This window comes from Roseovarius litoreus, from assembly GCF_900142765.1.
GTDB lineage: Bacteria > Pseudomonadota > Alphaproteobacteria > Rhodobacterales > Rhodobacteraceae > Roseovarius > Roseovarius litoreus.
Genome location: NZ_FRCB01000002.1, coordinates 254882 through 276208 on the forward strand (window position 1 = coordinate 254882; position 21327 = coordinate 276208).

The 21327-nt window shown below is 64.4% G+C and carries 20 protein-coding genes; 12 read left to right on the forward strand and 8 right to left on the reverse strand.

All coding sequences use genetic code 11. The features are described from left to right. Positions 1–217: 217 nt before the first annotated feature. The 5 genes from sucD to F3H35_RS05490 all read right to left on the reverse strand — a co-directional run bounded on the left by sucD (position 218) and on the right by F3H35_RS05490 (position 5697). Positions 218–1099 (reverse strand): succinate--CoA ligase subunit alpha, encoded by an 882-nt coding sequence (gene sucD, locus F3H35_RS05470; protein ID WP_149778606.1) that lies wholly within the window; start codon positions 1097–1099, stop codon positions 218–220. After that, complete coding sequence (locus tag F3H35_RS05475) at positions 1099–2283, reverse strand: malate--CoA ligase subunit beta (RefSeq protein WP_149778607.1); 1185 nt, start codon at positions 2281–2283, stop codon at positions 1099–1101. Before F3H35_RS05475 ends, sucD begins: the two co-directional genes overlap by 1 nt. 20 nt (positions 2284–2303) lie before the next feature. Beyond that, a complete protein-coding gene (locus F3H35_RS05480; protein ID WP_007815043.1) occupies positions 2304–3248 on the reverse strand; it encodes an HpcH/HpaI aldolase/citrate lyase family protein in 945 nt (314 codons plus the stop codon). A gap of 264 nt (positions 3249–3512) precedes the next feature. Beyond that, on the reverse strand, positions 3513–4487 hold the full coding sequence (locus F3H35_RS05485) for a 2-hydroxyacid dehydrogenase (RefSeq protein ID WP_149778608.1): 975 nt from the start codon (positions 4485–4487) through the stop codon (positions 3513–3515). 4 nt (positions 4488–4491) lie between these two features. Then, positions 4492–5697, reverse strand: a complete 1206-nt coding sequence (locus tag F3H35_RS05490) for an aminotransferase class V-fold PLP-dependent enzyme (RefSeq protein ID WP_149778609.1) — start codon at positions 5695–5697, stop codon at positions 4492–4494. A gap of 264 nt (positions 5698–5961) precedes the next feature. Here F3H35_RS05490 and F3H35_RS05495 point away from each other — a divergent pair, with 264 nt between their 5' ends. The 7 genes from F3H35_RS05495 to F3H35_RS05525 all read left to right on the forward strand — a co-directional run bounded on the left by F3H35_RS05495 (position 5962) and on the right by F3H35_RS05525 (position 12903). Next, positions 5962–6636 carry a helix-turn-helix transcriptional regulator gene (locus tag F3H35_RS05495; protein ID WP_149778610.1) on the forward strand — a complete coding sequence of 225 codons (675 nt, stop codon included), beginning with the start codon at positions 5962–5964 and terminating at the stop codon, positions 6634–6636. Positions 6637–6916: 280 nt separating this feature from the next. Beyond that, positions 6917–9784, forward strand: coding sequence for a monovalent cation/H+ antiporter subunit A (locus F3H35_RS05500; RefSeq protein WP_149778611.1), 2868 nt, complete (start codon positions 6917–6919; stop codon positions 9782–9784). 1 nt (position 9785) lies between these two features. After that, entirely contained in the window at positions 9786–10160 is a 375-nt protein-coding gene (locus F3H35_RS05505; protein WP_149778612.1) for a Na+/H+ antiporter subunit C, read from the forward strand. Then, a complete protein-coding gene (locus F3H35_RS05510; protein WP_149778613.1) occupies positions 10157–11752 on the forward strand; it encodes a monovalent cation/H+ antiporter subunit D in 1596 nt (531 codons plus the stop codon). Before F3H35_RS05505 ends, F3H35_RS05510 begins: the two co-directional genes overlap by 4 nt. After that, a complete protein-coding gene (locus F3H35_RS05515; RefSeq protein WP_149778614.1) occupies positions 11749–12240 on the forward strand; it encodes a Na+/H+ antiporter subunit E in 492 nt (163 codons plus the stop codon). Before F3H35_RS05510 ends, F3H35_RS05515 begins: the two co-directional genes overlap by 4 nt. Then, positions 12237–12506, forward strand: coding sequence for a K+/H+ antiporter subunit F (locus F3H35_RS05520; protein WP_007815051.1), 270 nt, complete (start codon positions 12237–12239; stop codon positions 12504–12506). Before F3H35_RS05515 ends, F3H35_RS05520 begins: the two co-directional genes overlap by 4 nt. Before the next feature lie 13 nt (positions 12507–12519). Next, positions 12520–12903 carry a Na+/H+ antiporter subunit G gene (locus tag F3H35_RS05525; RefSeq protein ID WP_149778615.1) on the forward strand — a complete coding sequence of 128 codons (384 nt, stop codon included), beginning with the start codon at positions 12520–12522 and terminating at the stop codon, positions 12901–12903. Positions 12904–12924: 21 nt separating this feature from the next. On the opposite strand, the gene F3H35_RS05530 is transcribed toward F3H35_RS05525, so the two are convergent. Further along, positions 12925–14544 (reverse strand): GMC family oxidoreductase, encoded by a 1620-nt coding sequence (locus F3H35_RS05530; RefSeq protein WP_149778809.1) that lies wholly within the window; start codon positions 14542–14544, stop codon positions 12925–12927. Between the two features lie 248 nt (positions 14545–14792). Continuing rightward, a complete protein-coding gene (locus tag F3H35_RS05535) occupies positions 14793–15635 on the reverse strand; it encodes a LysR family transcriptional regulator (RefSeq protein WP_149778616.1) in 843 nt (280 codons plus the stop codon). Between the two features lie 130 nt (positions 15636–15765). Between F3H35_RS05535 and F3H35_RS05540 the strand changes: the two genes are divergently transcribed. From F3H35_RS05540 to F3H35_RS05560, 5 genes are read left to right on the forward strand one after another with little or no spacing between them, the layout of a single operon-like run. Beyond that, positions 15766–16290 carry a flavin reductase family protein gene (locus F3H35_RS05540; protein ID WP_317510551.1) on the forward strand — a complete coding sequence of 175 codons (525 nt, stop codon included), beginning with the start codon at positions 15766–15768 and terminating at the stop codon, positions 16288–16290. Positions 16291–16303: 13 nt separating this feature from the next. Continuing rightward, on the forward strand, positions 16304–17779 hold the full coding sequence (locus F3H35_RS05545) for an aldehyde dehydrogenase (protein WP_149778618.1): 1476 nt from the start codon (positions 16304–16306) through the stop codon (positions 17777–17779). 13 nt (positions 17780–17792) lie between these two features. Next, positions 17793–18851, forward strand: a complete 1059-nt coding sequence (locus F3H35_RS05550; RefSeq protein ID WP_149778619.1) for an LLM class flavin-dependent oxidoreductase — start codon at positions 17793–17795, stop codon at positions 18849–18851. Next, positions 18841–19437, forward strand: coding sequence for an amino acid synthesis family protein (locus F3H35_RS05555; protein ID WP_007815061.1), 597 nt, complete (start codon positions 18841–18843; stop codon positions 19435–19437). The genes F3H35_RS05550 and F3H35_RS05555 overlap by 11 nt, the downstream gene beginning before the upstream one ends. Then, the gene (locus F3H35_RS05560; RefSeq protein ID WP_149778620.1) at positions 19438–20235 is read left to right on the forward strand and encodes an alpha/beta fold hydrolase; all 798 of its coding nucleotides are present in this window, start codon (positions 19438–19440) and stop codon (positions 20233–20235) included. It abuts the gene before it with no gap. Positions 20236–20271: 36 nt separating this feature from the next. Here the strand turns inward: F3H35_RS05560 and F3H35_RS05565 are convergent, their stop codons facing one another. Beyond that, positions 20272–21102: a cobalamin B12-binding domain-containing protein gene (locus F3H35_RS05565; protein ID WP_188129876.1), complete on the reverse strand. Its 831-nt coding sequence runs from the start codon at positions 21100–21102 to the stop codon at positions 20272–20274. Positions 21103–21327: the final 225 nt, after the last annotated feature.

The following is a 21327-nucleotide window of genomic DNA, read 5'->3' on the forward strand; positions in this document are numbered from 1 at the left end:
GCCTTTGGCCGGGGGCGGATGCCTCCGGCGGGAGTATTTGGAGAACGATGAAAGAGGGCCTGCGCGCGCGTTTCTTCTGGCCGGAAATATCCCGGGGGTTTGGGGGCAGAGCCCCCAAGTCCACGTCAGCGAAAAAAACGGCGCGGGGGGATGAGCCGCCCGCGCCGCAGTCAAGACCCGCGCCGCGCGATCAGGGGCGCGCGGCGACGGTTTGCGATCAGTGCAGCATCTTCGCCACGGTTTCGCCGAAGGCCGAAGGGGTGGGCACGATGGTGACGCCGGAGCTTTTGAGGATCTCGACCTTTTCCTGAGCCGATTCCCCGAAGGCAGAGACGATCGCGCCGGCATGGCCCATGCGCCGTCCCTTGGGGGCCGAGAGACCGGCGACATAGGCGGCCACAGGTTTGGTCATGTGGGTTTCGATATATTCGGCGGCTTCGGCCTCTTGCGGGCCGCCGATCTCGCCGACCATCACGACGGCGTCGGTGTCGGGGTCGGCCTCGAAGAGCTCGAGGATGTCGCGAAAACTCGAGCCGTTGATCGGGTCGCCGCCGATGCCGATGGAGGACGACACGCCGATGCCCTTGGCCTTCATCTGGCTTGCGGCCTCGTAGCCCAATGTGCCGGAGCGTCCGACGATGCCCACGCGCCCGGGCATGTAGATATGCGGCGGCATAAGACCCGCGAAGGCCTGACCGGGGGTGATGATCCCGGCGCAGTTGGGGCCGATCAGGCGCATCCGGCGGTCGGCCTTGTAGCGGCGCATGTAGCGTTTGACGCGGATCATGTCGGCCGCCGGGATCCCGTCGGCGATGCAGACGCAGGTCTTGATGCCGGCATCGGCCGCTTCCATGATCGAATCGGCGGCGAAGGGCGGGGGCACGAAGCTGATGACCAGCTCGGCGCCGGTTTCGGCCACGGCGCCCTTCACGGTGTTGAACACGGGCAGGCCCAGATGGGTGCTGCCGCCCTTGCCCGGTGTTACGCCGCCCACCACGTTGGTCCCGTGGTTGATCATGTCCTGGGTGTGAAAAGTGCCGATCCGCCCGGTGAAGCCGGTCACCAGCACCTTCGTGTCGCTGTCGATGAGAATGGCCATTACGAAGCCTCCTTGAATTTGGCGTCTTTCCAGGCTCCTACCACCTTGTCGGCGGCATCGGCCAGCGTTTCGGCGGGGATCACGGCGAGGCCGCTTTCGGCGAGGATCTTGCGGCCTTCCTCGACATTGGTGCCCGACAGGCGCACGACCACGGGCATGTGCAGATCGAGCTCGCGCATGGCGCGCACCACGCCTTCGGCGATCCAGTCGCAGCGGTTGATGCCCGCGAAGATGTTCACGAGGATCGCCTCGACATTGGGGTCGTTGAGCACGGCCTTGAAGGACATCAGCACCCGGTCGGGGCTGGCGCCGCCGCCCACGTCGAGGAAATTGGCAGGCTCGCCGCCGGCCATCTTGATCATGTCGAGCGTCGCCATCGCGAGGCCCGCGCCGTTGACGATGCAGCCGATCTCGCCATCAAGCCCGATATAGGACAGGCCACGATCCTCGGCGAAGGTTTCGCGGGTGTCTTCCTGGCTCTTGTCCCGCAGTTCCGAGATTTCCGGGCGGCGGAACAGCGCGTTGTCGTCGAAGCTGATCTTGGCGTCGAGTGCCACGATCTCGCCCGAGCGGGTGACGACCATCGGGTTGATCTCGACCATGTTGGCGTCCATCTCGCTCATCAGGGCGTAGCATCCGAGGATGGTCTTGACGGCCTGGGCAATCATCGACGGCTCGAGCCCCAGCGAAAACGCGATTTCGCGCGCCTGGAACGCCTGCATGCCGACGGCGGGATCGACGACGGAGCGGATGATCGAGTCGGGTTCATTGGCCGAGATTTCCTCGATTTCCATGCCGCCCTGGGCCGAGGCCACGACGACCACGCGCTCGAGCTTGCGGTCCATCACGAGGCCGAGATAGATTTCCTGAGCGATATTGGTGGCTTCCTCGACATAGAGCCGGCTGACCAGTTTGCCCTGAGGGCCGGTCTGGTGGGTGACGAGCTTGCGGCCCAGCATCCAATGCGCGGCATCCGAGATTTCCTCTTCGGTGGAGCAGATGCGCACGCCGCCTGCCTTGCCACGCGCGCCGGAATGGATCTGGGCCTTGACGACCCAGCGTTCGCCCGACAATTCACTGGCGCGGTAGACCGCCTGTTCGGGGCTGTAGGCGATGCCGCCGCGCGGCACCTGCACGCCGAACCGCTTGAGCAGCTCCTTGGCCTGGTATTCGTGGATATCCATGATCGGTCCTCCCTTGCCGGTTAACCGTGCTGCGCCGCGATGGCGTCGGCCACGGTGATCACGTTGTTGGCCATGCGTTCGCTGGCCGCGTCTATCATCTTGCCGTCGAGGCTGGCGGCGCCCTTGCCCTGAGCCTCGGCCTTCTTGAGTTCCTCGAGAATGCGGCGGGCGCGGGTCACTTCGGCTTCGGGGGGCGAGAACACATCGTTGGCCAGCGCGATCTGGCTGGGATGGATCGCCCATTTGCCTTCGATGCCGAGGGCAGCAGCGCGCTTGGCCGACAGGATATAGCCGTCGGGATCGGAGAAATCGCCGAACGGCCCGTCGATCGCCCGAAGCCCATAGGCGCGGCAGGCGACGGTCATGCGCGACAGGGCGAAATGCCACTGGTCGCCGGGATAGTCGGGGTTCAGCCCGCCGATCACCACGGTGCGGGCGCGGTTGGAGGCGGCATAATCGGCCACGCCGAAATGCAGCGCCTCGAGCCGGCCGGGGGCGGCGGCGATGGCTTCGACATTGGCCATGCCGAGAGCGGTTTCGATCAGCGCCTCGAGGCCGATGCGATGGGGCAGGGCGCAGGCCTCTTCGATCTGGGAGATCATCGTTTCGACCGTGTAGAGATCGGCGGGCACGCCGACCTTGGGCACGAGGATCGTATCGACATGGGATCCTGCCTGTTCCAGGACTTCGACCACATCGCGATACATGTAATGCGTGTCCAGACCGTTGATCCGGATCGAGATGGTCTTGCCCTTGGCCTTCCAGTCGATGTCGTTGAGCGCCTGGATGATGTTGGCGCGGGCCTTGATCTTGTCGGGGGGCGCCACGGCGTCTTCGAGATCGAAGAAGATGTAATCGGCGGCGCTGTCGGCGGCCTTGTCGATCATCGAGGGGTTGGAGCCGGGCACGGCCAGTTCCGAGCGCTGGAGGCGTTGTTTCTTCAGGGGGTGCAGAGTGTAGCTCATGGTGGTCTTCCTTCCGGGCAGGCGCGGTCGGGGTGACGGCGCTGCTTGGGTTCAGCCTCGCCCGGATCGGGGGGCGAGGACACTTTCGCATGGGTGGCAATGTGGTGCGGGGGATGGGGGCCGGGCCTGATCGGGTAGGGCGGCCCTACCCGGTGCGGGGGCGGCGGGATGCCGTGGTGAACCGGGCAGGCCGTGGCGGGGGTGGATCACCTTTGGGTTGCGGAGGGGTATGGGGCAGGTCATGGGGAGGGTCATGGGGAGGGCTCAGGCGGTGACAAGATCGGGCGGGGTATCGCCGCGCAGGACCGCCACGAGATTGTCGATGGCCTTGTGGCCCATGGCCGAGCGGGTGGCGTCGGTGGCGCTGCCCAGATGCGGGGCGAGCACACAATTTTCATGGGCGAGAAAGCGCGGATCGAGGGCGGGTTCGTTCTGGAACACATCGAGACCCGCGCCGCCCAGATGGCCGCTGTCGAGCGCGGCGAAGAGCGCGTCTTCGTCGACCACGTCGCCGCGCGCGGTATTCACCAGAAGGGCGCCGGGTTTCATCGCCGCGAACACGCCCGCGTCGATCAGGTGGCGCGTCTCGGCGCCGCCGGGGCAATGCAGCGACAGGATGTCGGACCGGGCCGCGACCTCGTGCAAGGTGTCGGGCTGGATCGCGTGATAGGCGCGCAAAGTGTCCTGATCGACGGGCGAGCGGTTGTAGACGACGATCTTCATGCCGAAGCCGTGATGGGCGCGGCGGGCCATGGCCTGACCGATGCGGCCGAAGCCGACGATGCCCAGGGTGGCGCCCGCCACCTTGCGCCCGATCATATGGGTGGGGCGCCAGCCGGACCATTGACCGGCCCGCAGTTCGCGTTCGCCCTCGCCGATGCGGCGGGCTGCGGCCAGCAGAAGCCCCATGGCCAGATCGGCGGTGCAATCGGTCAGCACGCCGGGGGTGTTGGTGACCGCGATGCCGGCGGCGCGGGCGGCGGCGATGTCGATGTGATTGTAGCCCACGCCATAGTTGGCCAGCAGTTTCACCCGGCCTGCGGCGGCGGGGTAGAAGGCCGCGGGGATGGTATCCGAGACGGTGGGCAGGATCGCGTCATAGATGGTGGCCGCCGCCATGAACTCGTCGGCGGTCATCGGCGTGTCGGGGTGACGCAATGTCGTCTCGGCCAGTTGGCCGAGACGGGTTTCGGTGTCCGCGGGCCAGGCGCGGGTGACGAGAACCTTTGGTCTGGTCATGCGCTCAGGCGGCCTTGGAGGTGGTGTGCTGCATCATGTCCGGGGTGGTGACGCGGAAATGCTCCTGAGCGGCGGCCACGCCCGAGCCGGGCACGATCTGGGCGCCGGCGTCGCGCAGGGACATTTCGGCGGCCGAGATCGCCGAGCAGAGCATCACCGGATTGAGCGAGCCCAGATGCCCGATGCGGAAGGCGCGGCCCGCCAGCTTGTTGAGACCCGAGCCGAGCGAGGTCTGGTATTTGTAATAGGCGGTCGAGATCACGTCGCGCGCGTCGATGCCGGGCGGCGCATAGATCGCGGAGACGGTATCGGAGTGCCATTCGGGGCCACGCGCGACCAGCTCGCAGCCGTCCCAGGCGGCGACGGCGGCGCGCACGCCCTGGGCCAGGCGCTTGTGGCGCGCCCAGACGGTTTCCATGCCCGCCTCGAGCAGAAGATCCAGAGAACAGCGCAGACCGCGCAGAAGCTGGGTTGCGGGGGTATAGGGGAAATAGCCGGTGTCGTTGAGCTTTATCATGTCCTCGAAGCTGAAATAGCAGCGCGGCATGGTGGCCTTTGCATGGGCGGCCAGAGCCTTGTCGGAGACGCCGAGGATGCCGAGGCCCGCGGGCAGCATGAAGCCTTTCTGAGAGCCGGAGACGGCGAGATCGACGCCCCAGGCTTCCATTTCGAATTCGATCGAGGCGATGGAGCTGACGCCGTCGACGAAGAGCATCGCGGGGTGGCCCGCGTCATCGAGGGCGCGGCGGATGGCGGCGATATCCGAGGTCACGCCGGTCGCGGTTTCGTTCTGGGTGGCGAAGACGGCCTTGATCTGGTGGGATTTGTCGGCGCGCAGCTTGGCGGCATAGTCTTCGACCGGGACGCCCTTGCCCCATTCCACGTCACAGACATCGACATCGAGGCCCAGCCGTTCGGCCATGTCGACCCAGAGAAGCGAGAACTGCCCGAAACGCGACATCAGAACCTTGTCGCCGGTGTTGAGCGTGTTGGAAATGGCCGATTCCCAGGCGCCGGTGCCCGAGGCGGGGAACACGAAGACGCGGCCGTTCTGCAGGCGGTAGACTTTCTTGAGGTCGCTCAGAAGGCCGCTCACGAAATCGCCGAAATCGGGCGCGCGCATGTCTTCCATGGGGATGTTCATCGACTGGCGGACGGGCTCGGGCACATTGGTCGGCCCGGGAATGAAAAGGTGCTGATAGCCGTTCATGGGGTCTCTCCGAATGATGATTGACCTATGTATCGGCGCAGGATCCCTGCCGCGATATGCCCGAAGGAATGGTCAAGCGGACCGAAGGCGGAGCCGCGCCACCGAACGGGTAGGGGGCGGCCACCCGATTGGGTGACGCAAGGGAAGGATTCGGCAGGGTATGCCTTGGTATGCCGAATTTCTGTTTAAAATCATCGGTTTCTGACGGTGAAATGTCGCAATTCAATGCATGGGATTTTGTCCGAGCTGGTGTAAGATCGTCAGATGGAGGAGACACAACCCATCGCGGAGGCGCCCTTGGAGGGGGTGGCCGACGCCCCTGACGCGCAAGCTGCGCCCAACGTCATCGTGGCCGACCGGCAGGTGATCGTCTGTCAGGGTATCGGCTCGCTCGTGGCGCAGATCCCCGAGGTCAGCCTCGGGGCGTTCGCGACCGACAAGGCCAGTCTGAAGAAGCTTCTTGCGGCGGCGCAGGGCAAGACCATCCTGATCCTCGGCGTGCGGCTGGCGGATGGCGATCTGACGCAGGTGCTGGAGCAGGTGCGCAAGGATTACCCCGATGTGATGGTCGTGGTGGTGGCCGACGAGACCGAGTTCGCCTTCATTCGCACCGCGATCAAGCAGGGCGCCAATTCGGTCTGCATGATGAGCCAGATCCTGACCAGCCTGCCGAAGATCCTCGGCAAGCTGGTGGAGGGGCATTCGATCGTGCCGTCGGATATCCTCAAGCGGCTGACCTCGGACAATACGGACACGCTGTCGCGGCGCGAGCATGAGATTCTGGCGCTGCTGGTGGACGGGCTGACCAATTTCCAGATCTCCGCCCGGCTGGGGCTGAGCGAGAATACGGTCAAGTATTACCTCAAGGCGATCTATCAGAAGCTGGACGTGAATTCGCGCGGCGCTGCCATCGCGAAATACGTGGCGGGCAATTACTGACAAGATGCCATGCGATGCGGGCTTGGCCCGGTGCGGAACGAGAAGATCGCCGTCTGTACCGTCCCCTTTTGGGGGCAGGTGTATCTTTTGACGCAGCATAAACTTCGGGCGCCGCCTTGACTTGACGCCAATCTGACAAAATCTATAAGAAACGCTGGCGTATGGGTCGTTTCGATGGCCCAGAACGACCGGACCAACAGGGGCAGGTATGAGACATGGCCGAGATCATGTGGCGACCTTGCTTTCAGAACGCGCGACGAACGTTTAGAACGGGGCAGACATGAGCAACGGCGGCAGTCTTTTACCTATCATTGCGCTTTTGCCCTTTCTGGGGGCGCTTGTTCCGGGTCTGATGATCCGTGCGGGGCGCACGGCCTGCGCCAGTTTCACCGCCGTGCCGACCATCGCGGCGATCGTCATGCTGGGCACGATGACGCCCGCGGTGTTGCGCGGCGAGGTGCTGACCGCCGAGATCGCGTGGCTGCCGCAACTGGGCCTGACGGCGAGTTTCTTTCTGGACGGTCTGGGCCTGCTGTTTGCGATGATGATCCTTGGCGTGGGCTTGCTGATCACGCTTTACGCGCGCTTTTACCTCGCCAGCGAAGACCCGATGGGGCAGTTCTATACGTATCTCTTGCTGTTCCAGGGCGCGATGCTGGGCATCGTTCTGTCCGATAACATCCTGCTTTTGCTGATCTTCTGGGAGTTGACGAGCCTCTCGTCCTTCCTGCTGATCGGCTATTGGAAGCATCTGCCCGAAGGCCGGCAAGGCGCGCGGATGGCGCTTGCGGTGACCGGCGCGGGCGGCTTGGCGATGATCGGGGGGATGCTGATCCTCGGCACTATCGCGGGCAGCTATAACCTGACGGATATTTTGCAGCAGGGCGATGCGATCCGGGCGTCGGAATGGTATCTGCCGGCGCTGATCCTGATTCTGCTGGGGGCGTTCACCAAATCGGCGCAGTTCCCGTTCCATTTCTGGTTGCCGCATGCGATGGCCGCGCCGACGCCGGTCTCGGCCTATCTGCATTCGGCCACGATGGTGAAGGCGGGCGTGTTCCTGATGGCGCGCATGTGGCCGGTGCTGTCGGGGACCGATGCGTGGTTCTATATCGTGAGCACCACGGGGCTGATCACAATGGTGCTTGGCGCGCTGATCGCCCTGTTCAAGGATGATCTGAAGGCGCTTCTGGCGTTTTCAACGGTCAGTCATCTGGGCCTTTTGACCATGCTTCTGGGGTTCGGAACGAAATTCGCCGCGGTGGTTGCGGTGTTTCACATCATCAATCACCTGACCTTCAAGGCGGCGTTGTTCATGACTGCCGGGATCGTCGATCACGAGACGCATACCCGCGATATCAAGCGGCTTGGCGGGTTGCGGCATCTGATGCCGATCACCGCGCTGATCGGCACGGCGGCGGCGCTGTCGATGGCGGGTATTCCGTTCTTCAATGGCTTCCTGTCGAAGGAAATGATGCTGGACGCGGCCTCGGACACGGCATGGGCCGGGAGCGAATGGGCGGTGCCCGCGCTGGCCACGCTTGGGGCGCTCTTGTCGGTGGCCTATTCGTTCCGCTTCATCGTGCATGTCTTTTTCGGGCCGAAGCGCGACGATTACCCCGCAAAGCCGCATGATCCGCCCTTTGGCATGTGGGCCGCGCCCGCGCTGCTGGTGGTGATGGTGGTCCTGATCGGTATCTATCCCAAGCTGGTGGGGCCGGTTGTGGCGATGGCGGGTGCCGCGGTGACGGGGGGCGAGTTGCCGTATTATTCGCTCAAGATCTGGCATGGCGTGAACATGGCGCTGGTGATGTCGGTGATCGCGGTCGTGGGCGGCCTGATCCTTCTGGCGCTGCACCGTCCGCTGGACCGGGCATGGCTGGCTGCGCCGCGCCCCGAGGCCAAGGCGATCTTCGATGCGCTGGTGGACAGTCTGGTGGCGGTGACGCGCCGGGTGACCGAGGGTCTGCATAACGGGTCGATGAGCCGGTATCTGGCGATTTTCGTGGCGGCGACGCTGGCGCTTGGCTATGCGGCCTTCACGGGGGGGCGGATGAGCCCGCCCACGCGCGAGCTGTTGCCCATTCCGCCTGTGGCGGCTGCGGGGTGGCTCTTGCTGATCGTGGCGACGGCGCTGGTGGTCATCAACCATCGCAACCGGTTCCGGGCGCTGGTGCTGATCGGGGTGATCGGTCTGATGGTGGCGAGCGGGTTCGTGTATCTTTCCGCGCCAGATCTGGCGCTGACGCAGATCTCGGTCGAGACGGTGACGATCATGCTGCTGCTTCTGGCGCTGTATTTCCTGCCCAAGACCACGCCCAAGGAAAGCACGGCGCGGCACCGTCTGCGCGACGGGGTGATCGCGGTGGCGGCGGGCGGCGGGGTCGCGGCGTTGGCGATGACGTTCCTGATGCGCGATTTCTCGTCGATCTCGACCTTCCATCTGGACAATTCCTATACCGGCGGTGGCGGCACCAATGTGGTCAACGTGATCCTCGTGGATTTCCGGGGCTATGACACGTATGGCGAGATCATCGTGCTGGGGATCGCGGGCCTGACGATCTATGCGCTGATGGAGGCGCTGCTGAACGGGCCTGCGGGGCGCAAGCTGAAGGCCGCACCCGTGCCGCCGGACCGCTCGCGGGACCGGCACCCGCTGATGATGGTGGTGGCGACCCGCGCCATGCTGCCGATCGTGGTGATGGTGGGCGTCTATATCTTCCTGCGTGGCCATAACCAGCCGGGCGGCGGCTTCGTGGCGGGGCTGGTGATCTCGATCGCGCTTTTGATGCAGTACATGGCGTCGGGCTTTGCCTGGACACAAGGCCGGCAGCGGATGGAGTATCATTCGATGATCGGCTGGGGCGCGTTGATCGCGGGTCTGACGGGTGTGGGCGCATGGCTGGGCGGCGCGCCCTTCCTGACCAGCATCTATGGCTATATCCAGCTGCCGCTGATCGAGAAGTTCGGGCTGGGATCGGCCTTTGCCTTCGATCTGGGCGTGTTCCTGACGGTGCTCGGGTCGGTGATGCTGATGCTCTACAGCCTGTCGCGCATCGCGCGCCATGCGGGCGAGACGGTGAATGTCGAGCCCATGGATTACGATCCGTCCTTGCGGGTCCAGGACAAAAAGCCGGAGGCGGAATAAGATGGAACTTGTCGTGGCGAGTTCGGTGGGCGTGCTGACGGCGGGCGGGGTCTATCTGATCCTGCGGCTGCGCGCCTTTCCGGTGATCCTTGGGCTGGCGCTGCTGTCTTATGCGGTGAACGTGTTCCTGTTCGCGACGGGGCGGCTTGCGATCAACGCGCCACCCGTCCTGCAGCTTTATGGCGAGGCGAGCTATACCGATCCGCTGCCGCAGGCTCTGGTGCTGACGGCGATCGTGATCTCGTTCGGGATGACCGCCGTTCTGGTGATGGTGGCGCTTGGCGCGTATCTCGAGGCCGATGACGACCGGATCGACCTTGAGCCCGACGAAGAGGCGCAGGCGGAGACGACAGCGAAGAAGGAAACCGGAGCATGACGCATTGGATCATCGCGCCGGTCATCCTGCCGGCGCTGCTTGCCCCGATCATCGGTTTTGTCATGCGCCACGACATCGGTCTGGCGCGGGCGGCCTCGTTCGCGGGGACCATCGCGCTTTTGGCGATCTCGGTCGGTCTGACGGTGATGGCCGCGGGCGGCGAGACCTTTGTCTATGAGCTTGGCAACTGGCCCGCGCCCTTCGGGATCGTGCTGGTGCTGGACCGTCTGGCGGCGGTGATGTTGCTGCTCACGGCGCTTCTGGCGATCGTGGTGCTGCTGCATGCCACTGCAACGGGCTGGGACGCGCGGGGGCGGCATTTCCATGCGCTCTTCCAGTTCCAGCTGATGGGCGTGATGGGCGCGTTCCTGACGGGGGATGCGTTCAACCTCTTCGTGTTCTTCGAGGTTCTGCTGATCGCCTCGTATGGCCTGATGATCCATAGCGGTGGCCGGGTGCGGATGAAGGCGGGGCTGCAATACGTGGTGATGAACCTTGCCGGCTCGACCCTGTTCCTGTTCGCGCTTGGTACGGTCTATGCGGCCACCGGCACGCTGAACATCGCCGATCTGGCGGAGAAGGTCCGCGCGCTGCCGGTGGAGGATGCCGCATTGGTGCGGGTTGCCGCCGTGCTGCTGATGATGGTCTTCGCGATCAAGGCGGCACTTTTCCCGGTGCAGTTCTGGCTGCCTGCGACCTATTCCAACGCGCCCGCGCCGGTGGCGGCGCTGTTTGCGATCATGACCAAGGTGGGCGCTTATGCGATCATCCGGGTGCACACGATCGTCTTCGGCCCCGATGTGGCGGTGACCGACGGGCTGACGGCGACGTGGCTGATGCCTGCTGCCGTGATCACGCTGGCGGTGGGGGCCGTGGGGGTTCTGGGCGCGCGGCGCCTGATGCCGCTCTTGTCCTTTGCGGTCGTGGGGTCGATGGGTACGATGATGATCGCGGTGGCGGCGTTCACGCCCTATGCGATGACCTCGGCGCTCTATTACCTGGTGCATTCCACCTTTTCGGCGGCGGCGCTGTTCCTGCTGGCGGATCTGGTGGTGTCGCGGCGACAGGGCGGCGATCTGCTGAGGGCCGAGCCGCCCACGGTGCAGAACGGGCTTTTCGCGGCGCTGTTCTTTGCCGGCGCGATCGGCATGGCCGGGATGCCGCCGCTGAGCGGGTTTCTGGGCAAGCTGATGATCCTCGATGCGATGAAACCGACGCCCGAGATGGTAACCGCATGGGTCGCGATCCTTGTGGGCTCGCTCGTGACCATCGTGGGCTTTGCGCGGGCGGGCAGCATCCTGTTCTGGAAGGCCACGGCCATGGCGCCGGACGCCAGCGAAGAGGCTGACGCCGCCGCCGAGCCCAACGCCGAAGCGGATGCCGCAAGACGCCCCGCTGGGGAGGATGCCGCGAAACGCCCCGCTGGGGCGATGGAAGTGGCGCCGACGGTGCTGGCGCTTGCGATGCTGGTGGTTCTGGCGGCGGGGGCTGGGCCTGTGGCGCAGTATCTCGAGGCGGCATCGGGGCAGTTGTTCGATCCGGCGGGCTATGTTTCGGCTGTGCTTGGCGGCCAAGGGGAGGCAGGGCAATGATCCGGTTCATCTTTCCGCATCCTCTGCTGAGCGTGGCGCTGACCCTGATCTGGCTGGCGCTGGTCAACAAGGTGACGCCGGGCAATGTGCTGCTTGGTGCGATCCTTGGTGTGGTCGTCCCGATCCTGACCGCGCCTTACTGGCCGCACCGTGCCAAGGTGAAGAACCCCCTGAAGATCATCGAATATGTGCTGATCGTGCTGTGGGACATTGTCGTGGCCAATGTCGAGGTGGCGCTGATCATCCTGTTCAAGCGCAACCGCGATCTGCGGTCGCAATGGATCATGGTGCCGCTCGAGCTGACGTCGCCCGAGGCGATCACGGTTCTGGCGGGTACGATCACCATGACGCCGGGGACCGTGTCGGCGATGCTGTCGGCGGACAGCGGCAGCCTGCTGGTGCATTGCCTGCATACCGATGACCCCGATGGCGTGCGCGACCAGATCAAGAGCCGCTATGAACGCCGTCTGATGGAGATTTTCCAATGATTACCATGGCGCTTACCTTTGCCTTCGCCTGTTTCGGCCTTGGCCTTGTGTTGAACCTGTGGCGTATCGCGACGGGGCCGGATTCGGCGGATCGGATCCTGGCGCTGGATACGATGGTCATCAATATCATCGCGCTGTTGATCCTTTACGGCATCTGGCAGGGCACGGCGGTCTATTACGAGGCGTCGATGCTCGTGGCGATGGTGGGGTTCGTGTCGACGGTCGCCTATTGCCGCTTCGTGCTGCGCGGCGACATCATCGAGTGAGGAGGGCAGGACCATGGAAACGAGCATCATCATCGAGGGTGTGATCGCCTTTTTCCTCGTGATCGCGGGGCTTTTCGGGATCGTCGGATCCTTCGGCATGATCAAGCTGACGGAAACCATGCAGCGGCTGCACGCGCCGACCAAGGCGACCACGCTTGGGGTGGGGGGCGTGTTGATCGCGTCGATGCTGTATTTCTTTCTCGTGAAAGGGGATTTCTCGTTTCACGAGCTGATGATCACGCTGTTCCTGTTCCTGACGGCGCCGATCAGCGCGAATTTCATCGCCAAGACCTATCTGCAGGCCAATACGCGCCCCACGGACCTGCCCGAGACGGGCCGGGACTATGGCTGGTCGATCTATGACGACCCGCCGGTGCGCAGCGACACGCCCGAGTGAGCGGTTAAGGCGCGTGCCCGCTCAGGGCGCGCGGGCATCTTCGAGGATCAGGTCGGCGGCCCGATGCGCGAGCATCATGGTGGGCGCGTTGGTATTGGCGGAGGTCAGGTTGGGAAAGACCGAGGCATCCACCACCCGTAGCCCTGCGATCCCATGCACCCGCAGACGCGGATCCACCACCGATTGCGCGGCATCGCGGCCCATCCGGCAGGTGCCCACCGGATGAAAGACCGTGCCGCATCGCGCACGGAAATCGGCAAGGATCGCGGCATCATCCATCTCGCGCAGGTCAGCTCCCATGGCCGAGGCGACCAGCCCGCGCAGCGCAGAGGTGGCAAGGAACGACTGACAGAGCCTGCCGCCGGCGATGACCTGAGCGCGGTCCTCGTCCGTGGCCAGAGAATTGGGGCGGATCAGAGGGGGGGCGGACGGGTCCGGCGCGCTGATGTCGATCCGGCCGCGGCTGGTGGGGCGGGTGGGCTGAAAGCCGAGGATGAAGCCCGGAAAGGGATCGGGGCGGATCACGGTGCGGGTGCCCTCGGGGGCGGTGGTATAGGTCACCGGGTTGAAATAAAGCTGCTGGTCGGGGCGATCGAGGCCGCTTTGCGAGCGGAAATACCCGCCGCATTGATTGACCGACAGCGCCAGAGGCCCGCGCCGGGTGAGCGCATAGCGCAGCGCTGCCAGAACCTTGCCGTGGAACGGGGCGAGCTGGTTGTTGAGCGTGGGTTCCGTGGCCTTGAAATAATAGCTGATGCCCAGATGGTCCTGCAGGTTGGCGCCCACATGCGGTGCGTCGATCAGCGGGGTGATGCCATGCTGTCCGAGGATCTCCGAAGGTCCGATGCCTGACAGTTGCAAAATCCGGGGCGAGGTGACGCTGCCCGCGCTGAGGAGGATCTCGGCGCCGGCGCGCAGCGTATGGGAGCGGTCGCCGTGGCGGTAGGTGACGCTGATGGCACATGTTCCGTCAAAGCCGATCCGCTCGACCAGCGCGCCGGTCACCAGCCGCAGGTTGGGCCGGCGCAGCGCAGGTGCCAGGCAGGCGCGGGCCGAGGAATGGCGCATCCCGCCGGAGGTGTTGATCCGGTAGGCGGCGGCGCCTTCGGGCAAGGGGCCGTTCAGATCGTCGGTGCGCGGCAGGCCAAGCTGGGCTGTGGCGTCGAAGAAATGGCGATTGACCGGGTGGATCTGGTCGGACACGTCCTGCACATGGATCGGGCCTGAGCCGTGGCGGGAGCCGTCATGGGAGACTTGCGTCTCCAGTGACTCATACACCGGGGCGACGCTGTCCCAGCCCCAGCCCGTCGCGCCCGCCGCTTCCCAGTCGTCGAAATCATGGGGCAGGCCGCGCGCATAGACCATCGCGTTGATCGCCCCCGATCCGCCGACGCATTTGCCGCGCGGCCAGTAGCCTGCGCGCCCGTCGAGTGCGTCATCCGGCTGGGTCTGGTATTTCCAGTTCACCCGTGGGTCATAGAAGCTTTTGCCATAGCCCAAGGGCAGCGCGATCCAGGGGCTGCGCCCGCGTCCCCCGGCTTCGAGCAGCAGGACCTTGTGGCGACCCGAGGCGCTGAGACGGTCGGCCAGAACGCAACCGGCCGAACCTGCGCCGATGATGATGTAATCGTATTCCGCCAAGATCACCTGCCTGATGCGACCGGGTTGCACGTAGGGTTTTACAATAGTGTTACAAACCCATGCCGCACCTCTAAAGCGTTTCGCGAAAAACTTGAATCACAGATTTTCGCGAAATGCAGTGCTCTGTTCAATCGTTGCACGCGTTCCGCCTTCAGCTGATGCCTCAGGTTAAAGGCGGAACGCTTTAGAAGAAAAACGACCGATGCAACCGGAAAAGTCACCCGATTGCGGACCGATGGCCGTTGCGGTCAGGCGGGTTGCGACAGCTGTGCGACCAGCGGCGCGAACCAGTCCCAGCTCAGTGCGGCGGTGTCGTTGACGATCAGGTATTTCTTGCGGGTGTAGACCGGCGCCTCGGTGAGTTCATGAAGCCGCCCCTCGGCCACATGCGGCGATGCCAGGGCGCGCGGCAGATAGGCCGAGCCGCCCCGGTCCAGCAGAAATTGCAGCGCCCACCATGAGCTGTCGAAGCTGATCCGTGCGATGCCGGCGTCGTGATAGCTTTCACCATGGCTGCGGCGATAGTCTTCGCCGTGATCGACAAAGACATACTGGGGATCGGCCTTGATCGAGCTGCCGGGCCGGTCGGAGTAGAGCACGAGTTCCTCGGGCGGCAGGGCATGCACGGTCTGAGGGCCGCGCGCGACCGAATCGTAGGTCAGGATCACATCGACCAGCCCCGAGGCCAGCCATTCCTCGAGATCGCGGGCCGATCCCTGTTGCACCGAGACGGCCATTTCGGGATGGCCTGACACGACTCCGTCGAAAAACGCCCGGCCCGGCCCGTGCCACAGCTCGCGGTCGCAGCCGAAGGTGCAGACCGAACTGAGCCCGGCGGGCAGGCCGGTTTCATAGCGCGCCTGACGCCACAGCCCGGTGATGATGCGCGCATAGCGCAGCAGCTTGGTGCCTGCGGGGGTGAGCGTGGCGCCGGATTTCTGACGGTTCAGCAATTGCTGGCCCAGCTCTTCTTCCAGCGTGCGCAAGCGCGCGGTGACGGTGGATTGCGTGACGTTGAGCTGTTGCGAGGCCCGGACAAGACTGCCGGTATCGACGATGGCCAGAAAGGTGCGCAGGGAGGTGATGTTCATGGGAACCTCAATTCGAATATTTTGCATTTGTAGAGCAAAACAATTCATTTTGAACAAGTGAACTTCTGTGTCAGCTTCGCGCATGCCTTCCGGGGCTTTGGAAATGCGGAAGGGATGAGGAATGCAGGACATGAAAAACGATCTGGTGCCGCGCGCGCGGTTCATCGAGGCGATGCGCGGGGTTGCGGCCTCGGTCACGGTGGTGACGACGGATGGGCTGGCGGGGCGCCATGGCGCCACGGTGAGTGCCTTTTCATCGGTTTCAGCCGATCCGCCCACGGTGCTGGTCTGTCTGCATGCCGACAGCCGGATCGCGCGCGCGGTCACCACGAATGGACGGTTCTGCGTCAATGTGCTGCCTGAGACCAGCGCCGAGATCGCGGATCGTTTCGCGGGCCGGCATGATGCCTGGATCGGGGACCGGTTTTCGGGAATCGAGTGTCACGGCAAGCCGGGCACTGCGCCGCTGATCGACGGGGCGACGGGATTTTCCTGCACTGTGCAGCAATCCGTCCTGTCGGGCACGCATCTGATCGTGATCGGGCAGGTCGGTGACGTGATCGAGGGCGGCGCCAAGCCGCTGGCATGGCGCGAGGGCTGCTATCACCGGGTGGTGCCGCAGGCCGCCGAGGCCGCATGCCAGGCGGCGCGATAAGGGGGCAGGCAGGATGACCAAGACCTATGACATGCTGATCAATGGCGCCTGGGTTCCGGCGTCGGACGGGGCGACGTTCGAGACCCGCAACCCGGCCACGGGCGAGGTCTGGGCGAGGGTGCCCGAGGCCACGGCCGAAGATGTGGACCGCGCTGTGCGCGCGGCACACCGGGCCTGCTATGAGGGGCCATGGTCCAGCATGACGCCAAGCCAGAGGGGGCATTGCCTGCGCCGTCTGGCCGATCTGCTGGCCGAACGGTCCGAGGCCCTGGGCGAGACCGAGACGCGCGACACCGGCAAGATGTTCCGCGAAACCCGGTGGCAGGCGAAATATATCAGCGAGTTCCTGCATTTCTATGCAGGGGCCGCCGACAAGATCAGTGGCGAGACGCTGCCCATCGACAAGCCCGATATGTTCGTGTTCACGCAGCGCGAACCTTTGGGTGTGGTGGCGGCGGTCGTGCCGTGGAACAGCCAGCTGTTTCTGACGGCGGTCAAGATCGGGCCGGCGCTGGCGGCGGGCAATACGGTGGTTCTGAAAACCTCGGAACATGCGCCGGCGGTGATCCTCGAGTTCGGCGCGCTGATCGCCGAGGCGGGCATTCCCGATGGGGTGGTCAACATCGTGACCGGCCATGGCGATCCTTGCGGCAAGGCGCTGACGGAGCATCCGCTGGTGGCGCGGATCTCGTTCACCGGAGGGCCGGTGGCGGCGCGGCATGTGCTGATGAATTCAACCCGAAATTTTGCGGAGGTCAGTCTGGAACTTGGGGGCAAGTCGCCGGTCATCGTGTTCGAGGATGCCGATCTTGAAAGCGCGGTGAATGGCGCGGTGGCGGGCATTTTCGGAGCCTCGGGACAAAGCTGCGTCGCGGGCTCGCGGCTGATCGTGCATGAGGATGTGGCGGATGCCTTTCTCGAGCGGATGATCCGGCTTGCGACGGGGATCCGCATCGGGGATCCGATGTCGGAGGAGACCGAAATGGGTCCGCTCTGCACCAGGGGGCAGATCGAGACGATCGAGGCGCAGATCGCCCGCGCGGTCGAAGAGGGCGGCAGGGTGCTTTGCGGCGGAAAGCGCGCCGAGGGCGCGGGCGGGCAGTTCTTTCAGCCCACCATCATAGATTGCCCGCGTCCCGACATGGAGATCGTGGATACCGAGCTTTTCGGCCCGGTTCTGTGCGTGCTGCGGTTTCGCACGGAAGCAGAGGCGCTGGCGCTGGCCAATGACACCGAACACGGGCTGGCGGCGGGCATTTTCACCCGTGACGGCGCCCGCGCCCTGCGCATGAGCCGTGCTGTGCGGGCGGGCATCGTCTGGGTCAATACCTATCGCGCCATCTCGCCGGTGGCCGAGTTCGGGGGGATGAAAGCCTCGGGCTATGGTCGCGAAAGCGGCTTTCAGGCGGTTTATGATTACACCCGGCCCAAGACCGTCTGGATGAACAGCTCGGACGATCCTGTGGCCAACCCGTTCCAGATGCGATGAGGAGCAAAGCGACATGAAGTTTCATCTTGCCATCAATCTCGAGCGGATGACGCCCGAGACCGACATGATCGCGGTGCGCGATCACACGCTCGATATGGTCCGCATGGCCGACGCGGCCGGCTTCGAGATCGTTTGGGCGGCAGAGCATCACGCGCTGGAGATGACGATTGCGCCCAACCCGTTCCAGATCCTGACATGGTGGGGCGAGCACGCGCCCAATATCCGGCTTGGCGTGGGCGTGGTGAATGCGGCCTATTGGCATCCGATCAACCTGGCGGGTGAGGCGGCGTTTCTGGACCTGACCAGCAACGGGCGGCTGGAATTCGGCATCGGATCGGGCGCGTATCAGCGCGAATTCGACCGGATGAAGCCGGGGCTCGATCAGCGCGACAGCTGGCGCTACATGCAGGAAATGCTGCCGGTGGTGCAAAAGCTGTGGGCGGGCGATTATGCCCATGACGGCGAGTTCTGGCAATTTCCGACGGCCACGTCCTGTCCCAAGCCGCTGCAGGCGCAGGTGCCGGTCTGGGTGGCGGCACGCGCGCCGATCACCTTCGATTACGCGGTCGAGCATGGCTGCAACATCCTGAGTTGGCCGCTGACCATGCCGTTTTCCGAGGCCGAGGCCTATCGCGCGCGGCTGGATGCGTCGATCGAGCGCAATGGCGGGCGTTATGACGGGTCATGGGCGGTGATGCGCCACGCGGCGGTCTACGAGACCGAGGAAGACCGGGAGGGCGCCATCGCATCGGTGCGGGGTGTGCTGGGCCAGTTCGGGAACCTGATGATGCAGAAAGGCGAGGTCATCAACGGATTCCCCGAGCCTGTGCCGCTGGAGGAGCTGGATGGCAATGTGCGGGTCGATCCCGAGATGCTGGAGGAAAACCTGATGTTCGGGCGTCCCGAAGAGGTGGCCCGAAAGCTGCGCATGTATGAGCAAATCGGGGTGGATGCCTTTGTCTATTATGCCTCGATGGGTATGGACATGGCGCAGCAGAAGCGCTCGCTGGCGCTGTTCATTGACCGGGTGATGCCCGAATTCGCACAAAAGGAGCTGGTGGATGCCGGTTGAAATCAGACGCACCCTGACGCTGACGCAGACGACCTATCTGGAAGGCTGGAAAAAGGTGGCCGAGCCGACACGGTTGGTGACTGCGATGGCGATCATCCGCAATCCGTGGTTCGGGCGCGGCCATGTCGAGGATCTTGGCCCCGAGGTGCGCGAGCACGGTCCCGAACTGGGCCGATTGCTTACCGATATGCTGCTGAAGGAGACGGGCGAGGCGCTGGAAGGCTGCGGCAAGGCCAGCGTCGTCGGCATGGGCGGCGAGATCGAGCACGCACAGGCGCTGACCCATACGCTTTGGTTCGGCAATCAGCTGCGCGAGGCGATCAAGGCGAAAAGCTATCTGGCGTTTTCGAATACCCGGGGGGCGGCGGGTTGTGCGCTGATGATCCCGCTGATGGACAAGGATGATGGCGGGCGGCGTTCGCATTACCAGACGATCCATACCTGTGTGCCCGACGCGCCCGCCGATGACGAGATCATCGTGGCGCTTGGCGGGTCGGTCGGCGGGCATCCCAACCACCGGATCGGCGACCGCTATGCCGATCTGCGCGAGATGGGGCATGATGTCGACAATCCGGCGGGGGTCTGAATGGCGGTGACGGGGCAGGGCACGGCCTATGACCTGACCGGTCCCGAGGGCGCGCCGGTGGTGGTGCTGATCCATGGGCTTGGCCTTGCGCGGGGGGTGACGTGGCGGGCGATCGCGCCGGTTCTGGCCAAGCGCTACCGGGTGCTGAGCTATGATCTGCCGGGACATGGCGAGACGGCCCCGCCGGAGGGGCCGGTGAGTCTCAGCGCGCTGAGCGCGCAGGTGATCGGTCTGATGGACGCGCTCGGCATTGCGCGCGCGGCATTGGTGGGCTTTTCGCTTGGCGGCATGATCAACCGGCGCTGCGCGATGGATCATCCCGAGCGGGTGGCGGGGTTGGCGATCCTCAACTCGCCGCATGAGCGCGACCACCAGGCACAGAAAATGGTCGAGGCCAGCGCTCGCGACAGCAGCACAGGCGGGCCGGCGGCAACGATAGAGGCCGCGCTTGAGCGTTGGTTCACACCGGAATTCAAAAATAATTCCAGTGACTTGGTGGATGAAGTTCGCGCAACGGTTCTGGCCAGCGATCCTGCCAGCTATGCTGCGCATCGCCGGGTGCTGGCGGAAGGCGTGACGGAGTTGATCCGCCCCCAACCGCCCATCACCCATCCGACGCTCGTGATGACCTGCGAGCAGGACAGCGGATCGACCCCGGCCATGAGCCATGCCATCGCCTCGGAGATCGAAGGCGCCGAGACGGTGATCGTGCCGGGGCTGCGCCATCTGGGGCTGCTCGAGCAACCGGGGCGTTTCACGCCGCCGGTTCTGGATTTTCTGGACCGCTGCCTGGGCTAGGGTTCATCGACCCGGCGCCGTGGCGTGCCGGGGCTGTCAATCGCGTCCGCGCATATGCATCAGACGAGCGAGTTGCTGTTCGGCCTCGTCCACATCGGTGAACACCATATCCACATCGGTCACCTGCTGCAGTTGGTCCGGGTCGACCACCCCGGGCCCCGCGACCACGATCAGCGTATGGGGCAGCGACAGTCGGATCGAGACACAAAGCTGCGTCAGATCGCTGAGCCGTTCGGGGTTGCTGAAGGACAGGCCCACGATTTCCGGCTTGCCGACCGCGATCTGATCCAGCAATTCGTTATGGCTGAGGCCGAGTTTCAGATCGATATCCCAGCCCTGCCGCCGGAAGAGATCGGCCGCCATGCTGACGCCGAGGCTGTGATTCTCGCCGGGAACGGTGCAGAATAACGCATGTTTTCGACCCGGTGCGCCGGGTGTGGCATCCCGGCTCACGGGGCGCAGCGCACGCATCAGCGCATAGAGATAGCCCGAGGCGCTGGTGACTTGGGAAAAGGACGCTTCGTCCTCTTCCCACATCCGGCCAAGCCGTTGCGCCGAGCCCGAGATATATCCGAAATAGATGTCGCGCGCGCTCAGACCGTCACGGCGCTCTTTCTGGATCAGGGCCAATGCTGCGTCCGGATCGTCGTTGAGCAGATGGGTGCAGAACAGCTCGAGGCGCTCGGCCGGGGCGATGTATTTGTCGCCGACCGGTGTGGATGCGGTCAGGCTGACAGCTTTGCTGATGACGCTATGTGCGAGCCCTTGCAGAACCTCTGCCGCAAAACTGCTCTTCTTGCGCTCGAAGAGTTCGGTTGTTTGCGCGAAGAGGTCCAAATCAAGGATGACGTTCCCGTTATCATCCATGGTTTTCTCCTTCACCAGCATACGATGGTACACGTGCTACTGAGTCTTAACAATAGTCCGCTGATGGCGGGACAGAGCGACAATACCGCCCCATGCGCGCTGTTTGCCGGTCGGGATCCGGGTATCGCCTTGCCACGCCTCGGGAATTTCTTTCTGGGCAAACGACCGGATGCGCCTATCTGGAAGGGCAAGATAAAAAACGCTCGCCTTTGTGGGGCAGAAGCT

Bases quoted from the DNA above. Each gene is read 5' to 3' on its own strand.
- sucD (WP_149778606.1), bottom strand. From the start codon at position 1,099: ATGGCCATTCTCATCGACAGCGACACGAAGGTGCTGGTGACCGGCTTC.
- F3H35_RS05475 (WP_149778607.1), bottom strand. From the start codon at position 2,283: ATGGATATCCACGAATACCAGGCCAAGGAGCTGCTCAAGCGGTTCGGC.
- F3H35_RS05480 (WP_007815043.1), bottom strand. From the start codon at position 3,248: ATGAGCTACACTCTGCACCCCCTGAAGAAACAACGCCTCCAGCGCTCG.
- F3H35_RS05485 (WP_149778608.1), bottom strand. From the start codon at position 4,487: ATGACCAGACCAAAGGTTCTCGTCACCCGCGCCTGGCCCGCGGACACC.
- F3H35_RS05490 (WP_149778609.1), bottom strand. From the start codon at position 5,697: ATGAACGGCTATCAGCACCTTTTCATTCCCGGGCCGACCAATGTGCCC.
- F3H35_RS05495 (WP_149778610.1), top strand. From the start codon at position 5,962: ATGGAGGAGACACAACCCATCGCGGAGGCGCCCTTGGAGGGGGTGGCC.
- F3H35_RS05500 (WP_149778611.1), top strand. From the start codon at position 6,917: ATGAGCAACGGCGGCAGTCTTTTACCTATCATTGCGCTTTTGCCCTTT.
- F3H35_RS05505 (WP_149778612.1), top strand. From the start codon at position 9,786: ATGGAACTTGTCGTGGCGAGTTCGGTGGGCGTGCTGACGGCGGGCGGG.
- F3H35_RS05510 (WP_149778613.1), top strand. From the start codon at position 10,157: ATGACGCATTGGATCATCGCGCCGGTCATCCTGCCGGCGCTGCTTGCC.
- F3H35_RS05515 (WP_149778614.1), top strand. From the start codon at position 11,749: ATGATCCGGTTCATCTTTCCGCATCCTCTGCTGAGCGTGGCGCTGACC.
- F3H35_RS05520 (WP_007815051.1), top strand. From the start codon at position 12,237: ATGATTACCATGGCGCTTACCTTTGCCTTCGCCTGTTTCGGCCTTGGC.
- F3H35_RS05525 (WP_149778615.1), top strand. From the start codon at position 12,520: ATGGAAACGAGCATCATCATCGAGGGTGTGATCGCCTTTTTCCTCGTG.
- F3H35_RS05535 (WP_149778616.1), bottom strand. From the start codon at position 15,635: ATGAACATCACCTCCCTGCGCACCTTTCTGGCCATCGTCGATACCGGC.
- F3H35_RS05540 (WP_317510551.1), top strand. From the start codon at position 15,766: ATGAAAAACGATCTGGTGCCGCGCGCGCGGTTCATCGAGGCGATGCGC.
- F3H35_RS05545 (WP_149778618.1), top strand. From the start codon at position 16,304: ATGACCAAGACCTATGACATGCTGATCAATGGCGCCTGGGTTCCGGCG.
- F3H35_RS05550 (WP_149778619.1), top strand. From the start codon at position 17,793: ATGAAGTTTCATCTTGCCATCAATCTCGAGCGGATGACGCCCGAGACC.
- F3H35_RS05555 (WP_007815061.1), top strand. From the start codon at position 18,841: ATGCCGGTTGAAATCAGACGCACCCTGACGCTGACGCAGACGACCTAT.
- F3H35_RS05560 (WP_149778620.1), top strand. From the start codon at position 19,438: ATGGCGGTGACGGGGCAGGGCACGGCCTATGACCTGACCGGTCCCGAG.
- F3H35_RS05565 (WP_188129876.1), bottom strand. From the start codon at position 21,102: ATGGATGATAACGGGAACGTCATCCTTGATTTGGACCTCTTCGCGCAA.